Source organism: Mycobacterium colombiense (genome assembly GCF_003284935.1).
In the GTDB taxonomy this organism is placed as follows: Bacteria; Actinomycetota; Actinomycetes; order Mycobacteriales; family Mycobacteriaceae; genus Mycobacterium; species Mycobacterium arosiense_A.
Genome location: NZ_QMEV01000085.1, coordinates 1 through 16,984 on the forward strand (window position 1 = coordinate 1; position 16,984 = coordinate 16,984).

A 16,984-nucleotide genomic window follows, 5' to 3' on the forward strand; every position below is an offset into this window, starting at 1 on the left:
GGGTGGGATGGGTTCGCCGGTCAGGCCGTGGCGTGGGCCCAGATCGCGTGCCTCCTTGAGGCGCCGGGAGGCTTCGGTGCGGCTGATCAGGGTGGCCTCGGCGATCGCATGCACCACCGTGCCGCCGAGCTCGACAGACGGCGCCTGGCGGGCAAGGGAATTGATCACCGGATGCTCGACGGCAGGGATGCGCCGGCGCTGCTTTTCACACCGCTCCAATACCGCCAGCTGTTGGCGCGGATTCAGCGCGTCGACGTTGAGCGCGCAGACTCGATCCCAGGCGGCATCGAGCGCGTCGAACACCGCGTCGATATCCTGCTGATCAGTCACACCGCCAAACTAGCCACACCCACCGACAAAAAACGCCGCCCTGTGACCACTGAAACCACAGTGACACAATGGGTTTCGGTATGCGTTTCCAGTATCCGAAATGGTGTCCGGATCAGGCCACAGCGGCCGATGATGGGCCAGGCGCCGGACCGTCATGGGCGACGGCCCACCACGGGCGGGCCGAATTCAGTTGCTGAGGACCAACTTCCAGTTGCCGTTGACGTTACGGTCCGGGATGCACCAGAAGTTGTTCCAGCCGCCCGGGGTCGTGGCCTTCACGCCCGGGCCGGCGTTCTGGCACGCCTCCCGCGTCGGGTAGTTGCCCTCGGTCTGGATCGTGTCGGCGCCGCTGACGCCCACACCGATCGTCAACAGCCCGGCCAACGCCAGCACGCCTGCGGCGGCAACACGCTTCATGTCCATCAATCCTCCTGTGGGCGCACGAATCGGCACTAACGGTATGCGGAATCGACGGGTCAGGGGTGCTTTTCGCCGCGACTCTTAACTTCGCTGGGCGGCGAGCGCCACCGCGGTGGCCACGGCCTCCAGCAGCCGGCCGAGTTGCTCGGCGTCCCCGACGTGGCGGTCGCCGACGGCCAGCCGGGTGAAGACCCCGGCGATGAACGTGGTGACGGCGGTGGTCTGCGCGTCCAGCAGCTGCGGGTCGCGAATCTCGGGCTGCAGGTGGGCGATGGCGTCGCGGGCCATGCCGTTGATCCGGGCGACGAACACCTGCGACGTGTCGGCCAGGCCGGGATCGCGGCTGGCGCCCAGCAGTATCTCCTGGCGCGCCCTGTTGAGCATCAGCCCGTCGCCGCTGGCCTGGATCATGGTGAGCCGCGCCAGATGAGCGAACGGCGATGCCGGATCGACCGGCTCGTCGATCACCGACTGCAGGTTGGCCACATCGATCTCGGCGACGCGCTTGCCGACGCCACGCAGCAGGGCGGCGCGGGTGCGGTAGTAGTACGACGTGGTGCCCTCGGGGACCCCGGCGACGCGGTCGACCTGCCCGTGCGTCAGGCCGCGCGAGCCGTGCTCGGCCAGCACCCGGATGGCCGCATCGCACAGGTCGCGACGGCGTTCGTCGCCGTTGCGTCTGCGGGATCTGTCGGTGGCCATGTCCGCCCTCAGCGCAGCACCGTGCCGCCGTCGATATCGACGACCTGACCGTTGATCCATGCGCCTTGCTCGGACAGCAGGAAGGCGACCAGCGCGGCGACATCGCCGATGTCCACCCGGGCGCCCTCCTCGCCCGGCCGGGCGGCCGTCGCCGCCCCGAGGCCGGTGGCGCCGCCGACCACGACCGCCACCTTGTCGGCCAGCCCGCGCAGTCCCATGAGCGCCCCCTTCCGAGACGAGGATATTGACTTTACCTCTAGAAGTGTAGAGGATCGCCAGTCATGGCAGGGATTCATCGCGAGCGCCCCGGGGCAAGCGACCTTTCGGCGGCGACCGCCACTCCCGCGCAGGACCTGGGCGACGGCGTCTGGATGTCGCCGGGCGTCTCCAATTCCTACGCGGTGGCCACCGACGAGGGACGGGTCATCGTCAACAGCGGCCTGGTCTTCGAAGGGCCGTTGCACCGCAAGGCTTTTGCCAACGTGGCCGGCCCGACGCGGGCCATCGTCGTCACCCAGGGCCACGCCGACCACTGGGGTGGGGTGCACGCGCTGCGCAATGCCGACCCCCCGACCGACATCGTGATGCATCGCAACTACCGGTACTGGCGCGACGACAACACGCTGCTCATGGGTTACCGCGTGCCCAAGACGTCGTTCGCCTTCGCAAAGTTCTCCGACGCGGTGCTCGAGCACTTCAAGACCATCGACCCCGCCACCATCGACTTCTCGTTCCCCGAGCCGACCACGACGTTCGACCGCCGCCACACCTTCACGGTCGGCGGGCGCACGTTCGAACTGGCGTGGACGCCCGGCGGCGAGACCACCGACGCGCTGGTGGTGTGGTTGCCCGAGGATCGAATCCTGTTCACCGGCAACCTCTTCGGGCCGTTGTTCGGCCATGTGCCGAATCTGATGACCATCCGCGGCGACCGGTACCGCGACCCGATTCTCTACATCGAATCGCTGAACACCGTGCTGGAATACGGGCCGCGGCGGCTGATCACCGGCCACTTCGCTCCCATCGAGGGCGCCGATCGCATCGCCGAGGAGGTCACCGCGATGCGCGACGGGATGCAGGCCGTGCACGATCGCACCGCCGAGCTGATGAATTCCGGCGCCGACATCCACACCGCGATGCGGGAGGTCACGGTGCCCGAGCACCTCGACATCGGCGAGGGGTACGGCAAGACCTCCTGGAACGTGCGGGCGATCTGGGAGATGTACACCGGATGGTTCCGGCATCGCTCGACCACCGAATTGTACGGTGTGTCACCGGATTCGGTGGCCGCCGATGTGGTCAGCGCCGCCGGCGCCAATGCGCTCGTGGACGCGGCGCGCGCGCACCTGACCGTCGGGCGGCCGGTGCAGGCCATCCACCTCACCGACCTGATCCTGGCCGCGCAGCCGTTGCACGCCGGCGCGCGGGCGGCGGCCGCCGAGGCACACGAGGCGCTGCTCGCCGATTCCGACAACTTCTGGGAAAAAGCCTGGCTCACCAAGTCGATCAACGAATTGAGGACGACCGAATGAACACCGTCAACTTCGACTTCACCGGCGCCCACGTCCTGGTGACCGGCGGCACCAGCGGCATCGGCAACGCGATCGCCGCCGCGTTCGCCGGCGCCGGGGCCGCCGTCACGGTGACCGGGACCCGCGGGTCGGCCGCGGACTATTCCGAGACGGAGCTGAGCGCATTCACCTACCGCCAGTGCCGGATCCAGGAACCGGAATCCGTTGACGCGCTGGCCGATTCGCTGGGCGACCTGGATATCCTGGTGAACAACGCAGGCGGACCCTATCCCGCGGGTGACGAATACGACCCGGACGGCTACGTCGCGTCGGTGGCGCAGAACATGCTGGGCCCGATGCGGCTGACCATGCGCTGCCATGAGCGCCTCAAGTCCAGCCGGGCGCCCGGCGGCGCGAGCGTCGTCAGCGTGGTCTCGATGTCCGCGTTCCGCTCGGCGGTCTTCGTTCCGGGCTACGCCTCGTCGAAGATGGGCCTGATCGCCCTGACGATGAACCTCTCCCGCCGGTGGGCCAAGGACGGGATCCGGGTCAACGCCATCGCGCCCGGGCTCATCGACACCCGAATGACCCACCCCGCCATGGGAATTCCCGAGGTGATGGACGTCGAGATCGGCTTTCACACCCCGCTGGGCAGGCCCGGCACTCCCCAGGACTGCGCCGGTGCGGCGCTGTTCCTGTGTACCGATGCCGCGTCGTACATCACCGGCACCACCATCGCCGTCGACGGCGGATACCTGACGGTCTAGAGCCATGAGCGACTTCGACAGCATTGCCACCCCCGACGACGTCTTCACGCTGGCGGCGGGGCGCACCGGCCTCACCGAAATCGACTCCGACTCATGGCGTGACGGACTGCAGCTCATCCTCGACGAGGTCAACACCTCGCCCGCGTTCACCCCGTTCGGGCGCGAACGGGTCCTCGACGACGCGACCAACGCGCTGGGGCGGCGCATGCAGGTGCACGGCTACATCCAGGCGCACCCCGAGGTGCTGGACGCACCCGTCGAGCGGCCCCTGATCGTGCTCGGCATGCCCCGCACCGGAACCACGGTCATCAGCTACCTGCTCGACCAGGATCCGGCCCGGCGATCGCTGTTGCACTGGCAGTGCGTGGATCCCATTCCGCCCGCCGGCACCGACGCGCTGCGCACCGATCCGCGCTGCCTGGCCCTGCTGGAGGAGCAGCGCAAAATCCTCGAGATGGTGACCCGGGCGAAAATGCCGCTGCCGCACTGGGAAGACGCCGACGGTCCGACCGAGGACATGTTCATCCACAACCAGGATTTCAAGGGCCTGTCCTGGGATTCGTTCCTGCCGACGGATCGCTACGCGCGCTGGCTGTTCGACGATGCCGATATGAGCAGCACCTACGAATACCAGAAGCGCTACCTGCAGGTGCTGCAGTCCACCGCGCCGGGCACCTGGAGCCTCAAGATGCCGTCGCATTCGGTGCACATCGAGGCGCTGCTGAAGGTGTTCCCCGACGCCCGGCTGATCTGGGCGCACCGCGACCCGTACAAGGCGACCGGGTCGCTGTGCAACCTGTGGCGGTTGCCGCAGAGCCTGGTGATGAACACCGAACTATTGGACCAGACCGAGATGGGCCGGCTCGCGATGTGGCAGATGCGCTACCACGTCGAGCGCCCGCTGCGGGCACGCGACCGGATCGGCGACGAGCGCTTCTTCCACATGTACTACCACGAGATGATGCGCGACCCGATGGACGTCATGCGGCGAATCTACGAGTGGGCCGACGAACCCCTGACCGCCGAAACCGAAGCGCGCATGCGTGATTGGCTCGCCGCGCACCCGCAGGACCGCTTCGCGCTCAACGCCTATCGCCTCGACGAGTACGGGCTGAGCGTCGAGGCGCTCGCGCCGGTCTTCGCCGAGTACCTCGACACCTTCGACATCGAACTGGAAGGCACACCGTGAAAGCATCCGTGGTCACCGGGCCGGGCACGGCGGAGGTGCTCGACACCGAACGCCCCGCCGTCGGCCCGCGCGACGTCCTGGTGCGGATGCGCGCCTGCGGCATCTGCGGTTCCGACGCGTTCTACATCACCATCGGCGGCCTGCCGCCGCGCCAGGGGCACACCCCGCTCGGGCACGAGCCCGCGGGGGAGATCGCCGAGGTCGGCGCGCAGGTGAGTGGGCTTGCCGTCGGCGACCACGTCGTCATCAACCCGATGGCCGCGCCCAGCGGCATCATCGGCAACGGCGGGCCCGCCGGGGCGCTCGCCGACTATCTGCTCATCGAAAACGCCGTCCGCGGAACGAGTCTCGAGGTGATCCCGGATCACATCCCGTGGGAGGTGGCCGCGCTCAACGAACCCATGGCCGTCGCGCGCCACGGCGCCAACCGATGCCAACCCAAACCGACGGACAAGGTCGTCGTGTTCGGGGCCGGCCCGATCGGGCTGGGCGCCGTGCTGGCCTTCAAATCCCTTGGCGTCAGCCACATCGTGGTCGCGGACCTGATCCCCGGACGGCTGGACAAGGCGCTGCAGATCGGCGCCGACGCCGTCATCAACTCCGCCGAGGAGGACGTGGTGGCGCGGCTGATCGAACTGCACGGCGAGGGCCAGTCGATGTTCCCCGGCAAGGCCGGCACGAACATCTACCTCGACGCCGCCGGCGTGCCCGCCGTCGTCAACACCGCGCTGGCCGCCGCCCAGAAGGGGGCCACGCTGGGAATCGTTGGCGTGCACAAGGAGCCGGTACCCGTCGAGTTCGTCAACGTGATGAGCAACGAGATCACCATCCTCGGATCCATGGGCTACCCCGACGAAATCTTCGAGGTGACCAAGGATCTGGTGGCGAACTGGGAGAAATACGCGCTGATCGTCAGCCACACCATCGGATTCGACAACGTCGGCGAGGCGCTCGAGCTGGCGCACACCCCGGGGGCCGCGGACAAGGTCGTCGTCACGTTCGACTGATGTCGGCGGTGATCGCGCCGGTGAGGCGGATCAGATCCGGCGGCGCCACCGCGACCTCCCAGCCCCGGCGGCCGGCACTGCAGAACACCCGCTCCCAGCCCAGCGCGCTGGAGTCGACGACCGTCGGCAGCCGCCTGCGTTGACCGAACGGCGAGACCGCACCGACGACGTAGCCGGTGGCCCGCTGCGCGACCGATGCCTCGGCCATGGATGCCTTGGCAACCCCCAGCGACGCAGCGGCCGCCTTCAGCGAGAGACGCGCGGTCGCCGGCACGATCGCGACCGCCAATCCATTCGGCAGTGCGATGACCAGCGTCTTGAAGATCTGTGCGGGTTCGATGCCGGCGGCCGCGGTGAGCGCTTTGACCGCCTCCGCGCCGAACGATTGCTCCCGCGGATCGTGGGCAAAGGTCAGGACCTGGTGCGGCACACCGGCTTTCACCAATGCGGCGATCCCCGGTGTGGCGGCCACGATCTACTGCCTATGGTCGTGACCCGCTGCGCCCGGCTGCGCCGCGCTTGCGATCACGACTAGGGGCCCGAGTAACCCGGCGGGTTGACGCCGTCCACCCAGAAGTCGACGCCCAGCTTCGAGCCGGGAATGCAGTCGTAGGTCGACAAGTCGGTGACACCGGATTCGACCAGCACGTCCTCACACAGCAGCATGTTGCCGGTGAACTCCTTGGACGGCTTGGTCAGGACGACGTAGGCCGCGTCGGAATAGATCTCGGGCTTGCGGGCGCGTCCCATCGCCTCGTCGCCGCCGAGCAGGTTCTGCACCGCGGCGGTGGCCACCAGCGTGCGCGGCCACAACGTGTTCGAGGCGATGCCCTCCTCGCGCATCTCCTGCGCGATCCCCAACGCGCACAGCGTCATACCGAACTTGGCCATCATGTATGCGGTCGGCTTCAGCCATTCGCTGCCGAGCAGGATTGGCGGGGACAGCGTCAGGATGTGCGGGTTCTCCCGGCCCTTCAGGTGGGGGATACACGCCTGGGACACGGCGTAGGTGCCGCGCACCTGGATGCCGTTCATCAGGTCGAACCGCTTCATCGGCACCTCGGTGATGGATCCCAGGTTGATGGCCGACGCGTTGTTGACGCAGATGTCGATGCCGCCGAACTGCTCGACGGTCTTGGCCACGGCCGCTTCCACCGAATCCGGGTCGCGGACGTCGCCGACGATCGGCAGGGCCTGCCCGCCCGCTTCCTCGAGCTCCTTGGCGGCGGTGAACACCGTTCCCGGCAGCTTCGGGTGCGGCTCGGCGGTCTTGGCGATCAGCGCGATGTTGGCGCCGTCCTGCGCGGCGCGCTTGGCGATGGCCAGGCCGATGCCGCGGCTGGCGCCGGAGATGAACATGGTCTTGCCTTGTAGAGACTTGGCGTGGGACATGGCGTCACACTAACGCCACGCGCGAGGGGGCCGGATCGGGGTCCGACGGGCGCGCCCGACACCGCCACCCGACCCGATCGCGCTGCGGAAATAGCGGGGTCCCGCACGCTGTTGATCTTGTCGGTCTCACATGTGGTGGAGCGGACCCGGACGGACGGTGTCGGGGTCAGCCTTTAGATTGGGAGGAGCAGCGTGGTGTCAACGGCGACGAGCCTGTTAGGCGAGGAGCTGTTGGCTGGCGTCCTTGCGAGTCCGGTGGCGCTTTCGGTGGCCTCCGGTGACACCGCCGCAGAAGGGACCGGGTTAATCGACATGGCCGACTCTGACGATGGCCGCGATGGCGTGGCGGGGCCCGAGATTCTTGACCCCGCGGCGCACGAAGAGACGGACGCCGAATTAACGGCGCGATTCGAACGGGACGCGATTCCCCTGTTGGACCAGCTCTACGGCGGCGCGCTGCGCATGACGCGCAACCCCGCCGACGCCGAGGACCTGCTGCAAGAGACCATGGTGAAGGCCTACGCGGGCTTCCGCTCGTTTCGGGCCGGCACCAATCTCAAGGCGTGGCTGTACCGGATCTTGACCAACACCTACATCAACAGCTACCGCAAGAAGCAGCGCCAGCCCGCGGAATACCCGACCGAGGAGATCACCGACTGGCAGCTGGCCTCCAACGCCGAGCACTCGTCGACCGGGCTGCGGTCGGCCGAGGTCGAGGCGCTCGAGGCACTGCCGGACTCGGAGATCAAAGAGGCGCTGGCGGCTTTGCCGGAAGAATTCCGGATGGCGGTCTACTACGCCGACGTCGAGGGTTTCCCGTACAAGGAAATCGCCGAGATCATGGATACGCCGATCGGAACGGTAATGTCACGGCTGCACCGCGGCCGACGGCAGCTGCGCGGCCTGCTGGCCGACGTTGCCAAGGAGCGGGGCTTCAACCGTGGTCAGCAGACGCACGAGGAGGTGTCGTCATGAGCGAGTTCTCCGGCCAGGGCGGTGCTTCGCCCGACGCCTGCCCCAACGACGAGTCCCACGGCAGCGTCGGCTGCGCGGAGGTCATCCGCCAGGTCTGGCTGCTGCTCGACGGTGAATGCGGCCCGGACACCCGCGAACAGCTGCGCCGACACCTCGAGGCGTGCCCCGGCTGCTTCAAGCACTACGGGCTCGAAGAGCGGATCAAGGCGTTGATCGCCACCAAGTGCAGGGGCGAGAAGGCCCCGGAGGGATTGCGCGAGCGGTTACGGCTCGAGATCCGCCGCACCACCATCATCCGGGGTTCGCAGTAGCGCGTCCTGTCAGGCGTTGGGCCGCTTGCCGTGGTTGGCCTTGCTGTGCTTGCGGTCGCGCTTCTTACGGCCACGTTTGGCCATGATGGAAAACCTCCGTGATTGCTTGTCAAACCGGGCGCCCGGCGCCCGTTGGCTTGTCGACCATTCTCTCACGAGACGTCCTGTGCAGTGTCTTCGCCCTCGTCGGGGCCCGTCGGGGGCCCGTGTGCCGCGGCCCCGAGTGGTCCTGTGGTTCGATGTATCCGAGCCTGATGGGCCGAAGAGAACCGTGATGAACCAGCTGCCAGCCTGCGCAAAGGCCGAGACGAGTGGGGTGAAGATGGCGGAGGATGTGCGTGCCGAGATCGTGGCCAGCGTGCTCGAAGTCGTTGTCAACGAGGGTGACCAGATCGGCAAAGGCGACATCGTGGTGCTGCTGGAGTCGATGAAGATGGAGATTCCCGTCCTGGCCGAGGTCGGCGGCACCGTCAGCAAGGTCAGTGTGTCGGTGGGCGACGTCATTCAGGCGGGCGACCTCATCGCGGTCATCAGCTAGCCGTCCGGCCCCTTCGATCAGCCGCCGGGGAACGACCCGGGGAGTAAGCAATGTCAACTCTCGGTGATCTGCTCGCCGAACACACCATGCTGCCGGGCAACGCGGTGGACCACCTGCACGCGGTGGTCGGGGAGTGGCAGCTGCTGGCCGACCTGTCCTTCGCCGACTACCTGATGTGGGTGCGGCGCGACGACGGTGTGCTGGTGTGTGTGGCGCAGTGCCGGCCGAACACGGCGCCCACGGCGCTACAGACCGATGCGGTGGGCACCGCCGTCGGATCCGACCGGCTGGGACTGGTGGCCGAGACGTTCGCGTCGGGCACCGCGAAGCGCAACGACGCTGCGGGGCAAGAAGATTCGTGGCTGCCCGGCACCCACGTCGAGGCGTCACCGGTGCGCTACGGCGGCAAGGTGGTGGCCGTGCTCACCCACCATCAGACCGCGTTGGCCGCCGACCGTGCGTCCGGCCAGCTCGAGATCGCCTACCGGGAGTGCGCGTCCGATCTGGTCCACATGCTCGCCGAGGGGACCTTTCCCGACGTGGGGGACGTGGTCATGTCGCGCTCGACCCCGCGGGCGGGCGATGGCTTCATCCGCCTCGACGTGCATGGCGTCGTCGCCTACGCCAGCCCCAACGCGCTGTCGGCGTATCACCGGATGGGCCTGACCACCGAGCTGGAGGGGCACAACCTCATCGAGGTCACCCGCCCGCTGATCTCCGACCCGTTCGAGGCGCAGGAGGTGGCCGAGCACGTGCGCGACCTGGTCGCCGGCGGGCGCAGCATGCGCATGGAGGTTGACGCCGGGGGGGCGACCGTGCTGCTGCGCACGCTGCCGTTGATGGTCGACGGCGCCAGCGCCGGCGCGGCGGTGCTGATCCGCGACGTCACCGAGGTCAAGCGCCGCGACCGGGCCCTGATCTCCAAGGACGCCACCATCCGGGAGATCCACCACCGGGTGAAGAACAACCTGCAGACCGTGGCGGCGCTGTTGCGCCTGCAGGCGCGCCGGACGGTCAACGCGGAGGGGCGCGAAGCCCTGATCGAGTCGGTACGCCGGGTGTCCTCGATCGCGTTGGTGCACGACGCGCTGTCGATGTCGGTGGACGAGCAGGTCAACCTCGACGAGGTGATCGACCGGATCCTGCCGATCATGAACGACGTGGCCTCGGTGGACCGGCCGATCCGCATCAACCGGGTCGGCGATCTGGGCGTGCTGGACTCCGACCGGGCCACCGCGCTGATCATGGTGATCACCGAGCTGGTGCAGAACGCGATCGAGCACGCCTTTGACCCGGCGGTCGAGGAGGGCTCGGTGACGATCCGCGCCGAGCGCTCGGCGCGCTGGCTCGACGTGGTGGTGCACGACGACGGGCGCGGGCTACCGGAAGGATTCAGCCTGGAGAGCTCCGACAGCCTCGGGCTGCAGATCGTGCGCACTCTGGTGTCGGCCGAGCTGGACGGCACCCTGGGCATGCGTGAGGCGCCCGCCCGCGGCACCGATGTGGTGCTACGGGTGCCGATCGGCCGGCGCACCCGTTTGCTGCTGTAGACGCGCCCACACGCAAAGGTGCGGCCCCGACTTTCGCCGAGGCCGCACTGTTTGCGTTATCTCCGGTTATACCCCGCTACGGGCCTTCGTCCGGGCGTTGCGACGCTTCAGCGCGCGCCGCTCGTCTTCGCTCATGCCGCCCCAGACGCCCGAGTCCTGGCCCGTGTTCAGGGCCCAACCGAGGCACTCTGTGGTCACCGGGCACCGATTACAGACCAGTTTCGCGTCAGCGATCTGCGCGAGCGCCGGGCCGCTGTTCCCTACCGGGAAGAACAGCTCCGGGTCTTCGTCACGACAGACCGCCTTGTGGCGCCAATCCATACGTCTTTACTCCTCACTGAGTGCGCAGCAAGGCGCACGGCCATTTTCTTCGGCTGTTTAATGCGTGCAGAAGAAAAGGAGTCCGGACTCCTGCGGAAATTTCTGCATGCAACCTTTTGATCGTTTCACAGGCTCAGAAGATGTCAATAGCGTGAGTTCGCTCGTGGGCTATCTCACTTTGATCAACTCGTAGCCGAGCCCTCACTCCGTTGTACTACACTCCACGGGCTGCTTCCCCGGTAATTTCCCCACACCCGGGTTCGCCTGTCGTATTAGCGCAGGTCAGTGTCGTTTCTGGTGAGGCGGGGCGACCACCGCCAGCGCGTCCGGGACGGCTTTGAACGTCATGGTTTCGCGCACGCCGAGGTAATCGCCGTCGAACTGGCAGGCGACGGCGCCTCCGGTCGAGGTAACTCGCAGGCATGGCAGGTCGTCCTCGGTGATGAGGTGCTTGAAGTTGAATGTCGGCCGTTTGGCGAACATCTGCCGCACGATGCGCAGGGTCGGGATCGGCTTCATGGTGGTAGGCGCGAAGACCCCCAGGCCCGACTCGAAGCTGCAGCCGGGGTTGGTCCACACCGGCCGTTCGTTGGCGAAGGTCCACGGGCTCGAGTTCGACACGAAGGCGAAGCTCACCCCCGTAATGGGTTCGCGGCCGGGCAGTTCGAGCGTCAACATCGGTTCGCGGCGGGTGTAGGCCCAGACGGCGGGCACCGAGGCGCGGATGTAGCGCCACGCGGAAACCTTGCCGCCCTTGTCCCGTTCGGCCTCGACCGCGGCCACCACCTCGGCGTCGACACCCATGCCGGTGTTGAACACCGCCCAGCGCTCGCCGCAGTCGATCAGGCCGATGCGCCGCCAGACGGCGCGCCGCTGGTAGTCGTCGAGCAACTGGATGAGCTGGTTGGTGGCCGCGACCGGATCCGTGGAGATGCCCAGGGACCGCGCCAGCACGTTCGCCGAACCGCCGGGAACGACGGCAACCGCCGGCACCGGGCCGCTCGGCAGCGGCCCCGGCGGGCCGAGCAGGCCGTTGACCACCCCACTCACCGTGCCGTCGCCGCCGTGCACGACCACCAGGTCGACACCGTCGGCCACGGCCTTCTGTGCGAGTTCGGTGCCGTGACCGCGATGGTTGGTGTGCTCGACGGACAGCTGCAGGCGGCTCTTGAGCGCGTGGGCCAGCAGATCGCGCGCGGCCGGGGTGGTGGAAGTGGCGGTGGGGTTGACGATCAGCACGGCCCGCATGAAGCACGAGCTTAGGCGGTGCGACGATGCGCGCCGCAGCGCGGCGCTGACTACGCTGACGCTGTGCCGCCGCCAGCTACCCCGAACTCCGTTCGCCGCGCGGGCCTGATCGTTGCGCTGCAGGGGATTGCGGCGTTGATCGTGGCCGTGGTGTTGGTGGTGCGCGGGATCGCCGGAGCCGATCAGCAGGTGGTCAACGGTCTGGCGACGGCGGGCTGGTTCGTGCTGGTCGGCGCCGCCGTGATCGCCGCGGGGCGCGCCCTGATCCGCGGCAGGCGCTGGGGTCGCGGGCTGGCCGTGATCACCCAGCTGTTGTTGTTGCCGGTGGCCTGGTACCTCGCGGTGGGGTCACACCGGCCGGGCGTGGGGATTCCGGCGGGCGCCGTGGCGCTGGTCGTGCTGGGACTGCTGTTCAGCCCCGCGGCCGTGCGATGGGCCGCCGGCGCTCAGGGCGATTCCGCCAGCCGCGCCAACGGCGCCCCGGACAGCCGGTAGGTCGTCCATTCGTCCTGCGGCTCCCCGCCGACGCCGTCGTAGAGCGTGATGGCGTCGGCGTTCCAGTTCAGCACCGCCCAGGACAGCCGCGTGTAGCCCCGCTGCACGCATTCGGCGGCCAGCGCGGCCAGCAGCGCCCGGGCCAGCCCGCGCCTGCGGAACTGCGGGCGCACGAACAGGTCTTCCAGGTAGATGCCCGCCACCCCGTCCCAGGTGGAGAAGTTGACGAACCACAGCGCCATCGCCGCGATCTCGCCGTCCACCTCGGCTACGTGGCCGTACACCGTCGGTGGATCACCGAAAAGCGCTGCCGCGATTTGCGTTTCGGTCACCGTGCACTGATCGACGGCGTGTTCGAATTCGGCCAGCGCGTAGATCATGTCGGTGATGGCGGCGGCGTCGCGCGGCGATGCGCGCCGGATGTGCCGGCTCATTGCTCAACCCCCAGGGCGTTGAGGATGGTGCCGAATTTCGTTGTCGTTTCGGCGACTTCGTCGTCGGGGTCGGATTCGGCGACGATACCGCCGCCCGCCCGGGCCAGCGCGCCGCGCCGGTCCGCCGACAGTTCCGCGCAGCGCAGCGACACCACCCAGCGGCCGTCGCCGCGGGCGTCACACCAGCCCACCGCCCCGGCGTAGAACCCGCGGTCTCCCTCCAGTTCGGCGATCAGCTGCATCGCGGCCTTGGTCGGCACCCCGCCGACCGCCGGGGTGGGGTGCAGCGCCAACGCCAAATCGATTGCGGTCGTTGATGTTTCACGGAGTCGACCGCTGATCGGCGTGCACAGGTGCCAGACGGTGGCGGTGCTGCTCAGCTGCGGTTCGGCGGCGATCGACAGCTCGTCGCACAACGGTTCGAGGGCGGCCCTGATCGTCTCGATGACTAGCCGGTGCTCGTGACGGTTCTTGGCCGAGGCGGCCAGCGCGGCGCCGTTGGCCGCGTCGGCGTCCGGGTCGGCCGCTCGGGGGGCCGACCCGGCGAACGGCTGGCACTCGACACGGTCGCCGCGGCGGGCCACCAGAAGCTCGGGGCTGGCTCCCACCAGCGCCGCACCGGCGTACTCGTCGCCGGCGGGGCTCAGGTCGACCAGGTAGCCGTAGGCCGCCGGGTCCGCGGCGATGAGCCGGCGCAGGATCACCCGCGCGTCCAGCGGGGCCTCGGCGACCAGCCGCAGCGCGCGCGCCAGCACCACCTTGTGCAGCGGGTTGTCGGCCGCGGCGAGCTGTTCGCACGCCCGGCGGACCCGGTCCCGGTAGTCCAGCGGGGGCGGAACGGCTTGCGCCACCCGCACCGCAGGCAGGCCGGCGGCCGGCCAGTCCGGCGGCCCGTCGGTGACGTTCACCGACTCGGGCGTCAACAACGCGGCCGGACCGGCGACGTCAAAGGGCAACGCGCCCAACACAATCGGTGCTTCCCCGGAGCGCAACGCGGCCTGCGCCGCGCCTACGTCGCCGTAGCGGTGCCGCACCCCGTCGGCGATCAGGCTGCGCGTCGGGCCGCACAGCGCGAACGGCGGTTGGTCGCTCACTGACCGGTCAATCCGAGCGCCCGCAACTGGCGCACGCCGTGTTCGAAGCCGCAGACCGCGATCGACGCGGTGATCATGGCGAAGCGGCTGCCCTCGACGAGCGGGAGCTCGACCCAGCGTGTGATCACCGCGCGGGAGAAGTGGCCGTGGCTGACGAAGACCACGTCGCGCGATTCCATGTTCTTTAGTGCGGTCGCAACGGCGGCGTCGGCGCGCTCACTGACCTGCGCGACGGTCTCACCGCCGGGGCAGCCGTGGGTCCACACCAGCCAATCGGGCACCGTCTCCTGGATCTGCGCCGTGGTGAGGCCCTCGTATGAGCCGTAGTCCCACTCGGCCAGCACCTCGGACACCTCGTCGACGGTCAGCCCGGCCAGCTGCGCGGTGGTCAGCGACCGCTGCCGGGGACTGCTGATCACCAGTGGGTCAACGAGTTCGAGTTCGGCGAGCACCCCGCGGGCCAGCTTGGCCTGCGTTCGGCCGGCCTCGGTCAGCTCGACCTCGGTGCGGCCGGTGTGCTGGCCCGATTTCGACCACTCGGTCTCGCCGTGGCGCAGCAGCACCATACGGTGATTGTGCAAGCCCATATCGACCGATTCTGCCGGACGACTCGCGGTGGTTGCTCAGGCCGAAGCGCACGGCGGGCGAACATGCCAGGATGGCACTGTGAACCGCACGCGACGACGCAGTGGGGAGGCAGCGATGAGGTGGCGGCGCCGGTGAGTAAGACGCGGGTATTGGCGGTAGCCAACCAAAAGGGTGGTGTCGCCAAGACGACCACGGTCGCGTCGCTGGGGGCGGCGATGATGGACGAGAACAAGCGGGTGCTGCTGGTCGACCTCGATCCGCAGGGGTGCCTGACCTTCTCGCTGGGCCAAGACCCCGACAAGCTGCCGGTGTCCGTGCACGAGGTGCTGCTCGGTGATGTCGAACCCAACGCCGCGCTGGTCGAGACGGCGGAGGGAATGACGCTGCTGCCGGCCAACATCGACCTGGCCGGGGCCGAAGCGATGCTGCTGATGCGGGCCGGCCGCGAATACGCGCTCAAGCGCGCGCTGGCCAAGCTCGGCGACGACTTCGACGTGGTGATCATCGACTGCCCGCCGTCGTTGGGCGTGCTCACCCTCAACGGGCTGACGGCCGCCGATGAGGTCATCGTGCCGCTGCAGTGCGAGACCCTGGCGCACCGCGGGGTCGGCCAGTTCCTGCGCACCGTCGCCGACGTCCAGCAGATCACCAACCCGGAGCTGCGCCTGCTCGGCGCCCTGCCGACGCTGTACGACTCGCGCACCACCCATACCCGCGACGTGCTGCTCGACGTCGCCGACCGCTACAGCCTGCCGGTGCTGGCCCCGCCGATTCCGCGGACCGTGCGATTCGCCGAGGCCAGCGCCTCGGGGTCGTCGGTGATGGCCGGCCGCAAGAACAAGGGTGCGGTGGCCTACGGCGAGCTGGCGCAAGCGTTGCTCAAGCACTGGAAGAGCGGCAAGCCGCTGCCGACGTTCACCGTCGAGGTCTAGCCGCGGTCGCGAGCTGGCGGCTTTGAGTGTGAGCCGACCGCGTCGAGTGTGAGCTGACGGTGCGGCCGATCGGCGTGTCGCCGCCGCGGATTCACACCGAACGCCACCGATTCACACTCGACGGCCAGACCGCCCGGCGGCGTCACAACGCTGAGGCCCTAGCCCAGCGCGACGAGCGTGTCGCCGCGCTGCTCGAGCACCCGCGACCCGATCACCGCCGGGAACACCGGCTTGCCGGCCGGCGGTGCGCTGGTCGAGCGGTCCACGGGGATGTAGCGTTCGTTGGCGCCGCTGAGCGGGTCGTAGACGCCGATCGCCCCCGTGACCGGCACCAGCAGCCGGCCGGCCATCATCACCCCGGGCCCCAACGGCGCGGTCTTGTCGCCCGCGGCGATGGTGTAGCGCAGCGCCACCGTGTTCGCGTCGAACACCATCAGCGAATCGCCGGTCCACCAGGTGATCAGGCTGCCCGGGTGGGAGACCGCCGACGTGCGCGTCGGCGGCTTGGGCAGCGGGGTGCTCGACACGGTCGCGCCGGTTTCGTCGATCACGTCGACGCGGGGCTGCGGCGCGGGCAGGTACACCGCGGTGGTGTTCTCCGAGACGGCCAGCACCCGCGCGCCCGAATCCGGCGCGATCCCCGGCTCGGCCACGAGGCGTTGCTGCGGTTCGTCGTCGTCCTTGCCCGGGCGCAGCAGCACCAACCGCAGGTCGGCCTGATTCGCGCAGCTCTCCAGCACCGACACCGCCTGCGAGCTGGCCGCGGCCGAGATCAGCCGGCAGCCGGAGTGGAGCCCGCGCGTCGACGGTTTCACCCGGGCGTCGGTCTCGCCGTACGCCAGCATCCGGACCATGTCCGATCGCCACAGCTCCAGCCGGGTGTCGCCGGCCGAGAGCACCGTCATGCCGTCGGAGGACAGCCGCACCCGCGGATCGGCGTAACCACTGCGGGCGGGCCCGCGGCGACCGGTCGAGCCGTCCAGCGTGCTCACCTGGCCGCAGCCACGCTCGTCGCGGTAGACGCCGACGGCATAGCGGTACAACCAGGTGATCCCGCACAGGTCGGTGTCGCGGGCGTAGCTCCAGCGGGACTGGCCGGACTCGGGATCGCGCCCGTCGATCCGGCGGCCCGCACCCGTGACGACCTCCCCGCCCGCGACCACCGGGGCCGTGGTGGCCG

23 protein-coding genes are annotated in these 16,984 nt (G+C 68.9%); 10 read left to right on the forward strand and 13 right to left on the reverse strand.

All coding sequences use genetic code 11. The annotated features are described in order from the left end of the window. The 4 genes from DQP57_RS23805 to DQP57_RS27500 form a co-directional block, all read right to left on the reverse strand. Positions 1-330 (reverse strand): DUF222 domain-containing protein (locus tag DQP57_RS23805; protein ID WP_114149390.1); only part of this gene is annotated, 330 nt, incomplete at its 3' end. Between the two features lie 186 nt (positions 331-516). Beyond that, positions 517-753, reverse strand: coding sequence for a hypothetical protein (locus DQP57_RS23810; RefSeq protein WP_112635079.1), 237 nt, complete (start codon positions 751-753; stop codon positions 517-519). A gap of 78 nt (positions 754-831) precedes the next feature. Then, positions 832-1,452, reverse strand: coding sequence for a TetR/AcrR family transcriptional regulator (locus DQP57_RS23815; RefSeq protein ID WP_112635080.1), 621 nt, complete (start codon positions 1,450-1,452; stop codon positions 832-834). Between the two features lie 8 nt (positions 1,453-1,460). Next, the gene (locus DQP57_RS27500) at positions 1,461-1,670 is read right to left on the reverse strand and encodes a hypothetical protein (RefSeq protein ID WP_112635081.1); all 210 of its coding nucleotides are present in this window, start codon (positions 1,668-1,670) and stop codon (positions 1,461-1,463) included. A 63-nt stretch (positions 1,671-1,733) separates the two neighbouring features. On the opposite strand from DQP57_RS27500, the gene DQP57_RS23825 reads away from it, so the two are divergent. From DQP57_RS23825 to DQP57_RS23840, 4 genes are read left to right on the forward strand one after another with little or no spacing between them, the layout of a single operon-like run. Next, positions 1,734-2,984 carry an alkyl sulfatase dimerization domain-containing protein gene (locus tag DQP57_RS23825; protein WP_112635082.1) on the forward strand — a complete coding sequence of 417 codons (1,251 nt, stop codon included), beginning with the start codon at positions 1,734-1,736 and terminating at the stop codon, positions 2,982-2,984. Then, on the forward strand, positions 2,981-3,730 hold the full coding sequence (locus tag DQP57_RS23830; protein ID WP_112635083.1) for an SDR family NAD(P)-dependent oxidoreductase: 750 nt from the start codon (positions 2,981-2,983) through the stop codon (positions 3,728-3,730). The genes DQP57_RS23825 and DQP57_RS23830 overlap by 4 nt, the downstream gene beginning before the upstream one ends. A gap of 4 nt (positions 3,731-3,734) precedes the next feature. Beyond that, positions 3,735-4,919, forward strand: coding sequence for a sulfotransferase family protein (locus DQP57_RS23835; protein ID WP_112635084.1), 1,185 nt, complete (start codon positions 3,735-3,737; stop codon positions 4,917-4,919). After that, complete coding sequence (locus tag DQP57_RS23840) at positions 4,916-5,926, forward strand: zinc-dependent alcohol dehydrogenase (protein WP_112635085.1); 1,011 nt, start codon at positions 4,916-4,918, stop codon at positions 5,924-5,926. Before DQP57_RS23835 ends, DQP57_RS23840 begins: the two co-directional genes overlap by 4 nt. Here the strand turns inward: DQP57_RS23840 and DQP57_RS23845 are convergent. Together DQP57_RS23845 and DQP57_RS23850 are read right to left on the reverse strand one after the other, a co-directional pair. Continuing rightward, entirely contained in the window at positions 5,913-6,398 is a 486-nt protein-coding gene (locus DQP57_RS23845; RefSeq protein ID WP_112635086.1) for an aminoacyl-tRNA deacylase, read from the reverse strand. The genes DQP57_RS23840 and DQP57_RS23845 overlap by 14 nt on opposite strands. A 59-nt stretch (positions 6,399-6,457) precedes the next feature. Further along, the gene (locus DQP57_RS23850; RefSeq protein WP_112635087.1) at positions 6,458-7,318 is read right to left on the reverse strand and encodes an SDR family oxidoreductase; all 861 of its coding nucleotides are present in this window, start codon (positions 7,316-7,318) and stop codon (positions 6,458-6,460) included. Between the two features lie 312 nt (positions 7,319-7,630). Here DQP57_RS23850 and DQP57_RS23855 point away from each other — a divergent pair, with 312 nt between their 5' ends. Further along, positions 7,631-8,293 carry a sigma-70 family RNA polymerase sigma factor gene (locus DQP57_RS23855; protein WP_112635088.1) on the forward strand — a complete coding sequence of 221 codons (663 nt, stop codon included), beginning with the start codon at positions 7,631-7,633 and terminating at the stop codon, positions 8,291-8,293. Next, positions 8,290-8,604, forward strand: a complete 315-nt coding sequence (rsrA, locus tag DQP57_RS23860) for a mycothiol system anti-sigma-R factor (RefSeq protein ID WP_112635089.1) — start codon at positions 8,290-8,292, stop codon at positions 8,602-8,604. Before DQP57_RS23855 ends, rsrA begins: the two co-directional genes overlap by 4 nt. Positions 8,605-8,613: 9 nt before the next feature. On the opposite strand, the gene DQP57_RS27690 is transcribed toward rsrA, so the two are convergent. Further along, the gene (locus DQP57_RS27690) at positions 8,614-8,688 is read right to left on the reverse strand and encodes a 50S ribosomal protein bL37 (RefSeq protein WP_011728008.1); all 75 of its coding nucleotides are present in this window, start codon (positions 8,686-8,688) and stop codon (positions 8,614-8,616) included. A gap of 238 nt (positions 8,689-8,926) precedes the next feature. Between DQP57_RS27690 and DQP57_RS23870 the strand changes: the two genes are divergently transcribed. Both DQP57_RS23870 and DQP57_RS23875 read left to right on the forward strand, forming a co-directional pair. Continuing rightward, complete coding sequence (locus DQP57_RS23870) at positions 8,927-9,142, forward strand: biotin/lipoyl-binding carrier protein (protein WP_007773063.1); 216 nt, start codon at positions 8,927-8,929, stop codon at positions 9,140-9,142. 50 nt (positions 9,143-9,192) lie between these two features. After that, a complete protein-coding gene (locus DQP57_RS23875) occupies positions 9,193-10,692 on the forward strand; it encodes a sensor histidine kinase (RefSeq protein WP_112635090.1) in 1,500 nt (499 codons plus the stop codon). Between the two features lie 66 nt (positions 10,693-10,758). Here DQP57_RS23875 and whiB1 read toward each other — a convergent pair whose 3' ends face one another. Together whiB1 and DQP57_RS23885 are read right to left on the reverse strand one after the other, a co-directional pair. After that, positions 10,759-11,013, reverse strand: a complete 255-nt coding sequence (gene whiB1 / locus DQP57_RS23880) for a transcriptional regulator WhiB1 (protein WP_003874607.1) — start codon at positions 11,011-11,013, stop codon at positions 10,759-10,761. A 282-nt stretch (positions 11,014-11,295) separates the two neighbouring features. Further along, positions 11,296-12,261 carry a diacylglycerol/lipid kinase family protein gene (locus DQP57_RS23885; protein ID WP_112635091.1) on the reverse strand — a complete coding sequence of 322 codons (966 nt, stop codon included), beginning with the start codon at positions 12,259-12,261 and terminating at the stop codon, positions 11,296-11,298. 63 nt (positions 12,262-12,324) lie between these two features. Between DQP57_RS23885 and DQP57_RS23890 the strand changes: the two genes are divergently transcribed. Continuing rightward, complete coding sequence (locus DQP57_RS23890; protein WP_112635092.1) at positions 12,325-12,756, forward strand: hypothetical protein; 432 nt, start codon at positions 12,325-12,327, stop codon at positions 12,754-12,756. Here the strand turns inward: DQP57_RS23890 and DQP57_RS23895 are convergent. The 3 genes from DQP57_RS23895 to DQP57_RS23905 are packed head-to-tail and all read right to left on the reverse strand — an operon-like array spanning position 12,708 to position 14,871. Next, on the reverse strand, positions 12,708-13,190 hold the full coding sequence (locus DQP57_RS23895; protein WP_112635093.1) for a GNAT family N-acetyltransferase: 483 nt from the start codon (positions 13,188-13,190) through the stop codon (positions 12,708-12,710). The genes DQP57_RS23890 and DQP57_RS23895 overlap by 49 nt on opposite strands. Further along, a complete protein-coding gene (locus DQP57_RS23900; protein WP_112635094.1) occupies positions 13,187-14,284 on the reverse strand; it encodes an isochorismate synthase in 1,098 nt (365 codons plus the stop codon). Before DQP57_RS23900 ends, DQP57_RS23895 begins: the two co-directional genes overlap by 4 nt. Next, the gene (locus DQP57_RS23905) at positions 14,281-14,871 is read right to left on the reverse strand and encodes an acid phosphatase (protein WP_112635095.1); all 591 of its coding nucleotides are present in this window, start codon (positions 14,869-14,871) and stop codon (positions 14,281-14,283) included. Before DQP57_RS23905 ends, DQP57_RS23900 begins: the two co-directional genes overlap by 4 nt. A gap of 132 nt (positions 14,872-15,003) precedes the next feature. On the opposite strand from DQP57_RS23905, the gene DQP57_RS23910 reads away from it, so the two are divergent. After that, on the forward strand, positions 15,004-15,804 hold the full coding sequence (locus tag DQP57_RS23910; RefSeq protein ID WP_112635096.1) for a ParA family protein: 801 nt from the start codon (positions 15,004-15,006) through the stop codon (positions 15,802-15,804). Positions 15,805-15,962: 158 nt separating this feature from the next. On the opposite strand, the gene DQP57_RS23915 is transcribed toward DQP57_RS23910, so the two are convergent. Then, positions 15,963-16,984 (reverse strand): Rv3212 family protein (locus DQP57_RS23915; protein ID WP_112635097.1); only part of this gene is annotated, 1,022 nt, incomplete at its 5' end.

What these genes read in the sequence shown, in the direction of transcription:
- DQP57_RS23810 (WP_112635079.1), bottom strand. Translation starts at nt 753, where the DNA reads ATGGACATGAAGCGTGTTGCCGCCGCAGGCGTGCTGGCGTTGGCCGGG.
- DQP57_RS23815 (WP_112635080.1), bottom strand. Translation starts at nt 1,452, where the DNA reads ATGGCCACCGACAGATCCCGCAGACGCAACGGCGACGAACGCCGTCGC.
- DQP57_RS27500 (WP_112635081.1), bottom strand. Translation starts at nt 1,670, where the DNA reads ATGGGACTGCGCGGGCTGGCCGACAAGGTGGCGGTCGTGGTCGGCGGC.
- DQP57_RS23825 (WP_112635082.1), top strand. Translation starts at nt 1,734, where the DNA reads ATGGCAGGGATTCATCGCGAGCGCCCCGGGGCAAGCGACCTTTCGGCG.
- DQP57_RS23830 (WP_112635083.1), top strand. Translation starts at nt 2,981, where the DNA reads ATGAACACCGTCAACTTCGACTTCACCGGCGCCCACGTCCTGGTGACC.
- DQP57_RS23835 (WP_112635084.1), top strand. Translation starts at nt 3,735, where the DNA reads ATGAGCGACTTCGACAGCATTGCCACCCCCGACGACGTCTTCACGCTG.
- DQP57_RS23850 (WP_112635087.1), bottom strand. Translation starts at nt 7,318, where the DNA reads ATGTCCCACGCCAAGTCTCTACAAGGCAAGACCATGTTCATCTCCGGC.
- DQP57_RS23855 (WP_112635088.1), top strand. Translation starts at nt 7,631, where the DNA reads ATGGCCGACTCTGACGATGGCCGCGATGGCGTGGCGGGGCCCGAGATT.
- rsrA (WP_112635089.1), top strand. Translation starts at nt 8,290, where the DNA reads ATGAGCGAGTTCTCCGGCCAGGGCGGTGCTTCGCCCGACGCCTGCCCC.
- DQP57_RS23870 (WP_007773063.1), top strand. Translation starts at nt 8,927, where the DNA reads ATGGCGGAGGATGTGCGTGCCGAGATCGTGGCCAGCGTGCTCGAAGTC.
- DQP57_RS23875 (WP_112635090.1), top strand. Translation starts at nt 9,193, where the DNA reads ATGTCAACTCTCGGTGATCTGCTCGCCGAACACACCATGCTGCCGGGC.
- whiB1 (WP_003874607.1), bottom strand. Translation starts at nt 11,013, where the DNA reads ATGGATTGGCGCCACAAGGCGGTCTGTCGTGACGAAGACCCGGAGCTG.
- DQP57_RS23885 (WP_112635091.1), bottom strand. Translation starts at nt 12,261, where the DNA reads ATGCGGGCCGTGCTGATCGTCAACCCCACCGCCACTTCCACCACCCCG.
- DQP57_RS23895 (WP_112635093.1), bottom strand. Translation starts at nt 13,190, where the DNA reads ATGAGCCGGCACATCCGGCGCGCATCGCCGCGCGACGCCGCCGCCATC.
- DQP57_RS23905 (WP_112635095.1), bottom strand. Translation starts at nt 14,871, where the DNA reads ATGGGCTTGCACAATCACCGTATGGTGCTGCTGCGCCACGGCGAGACC.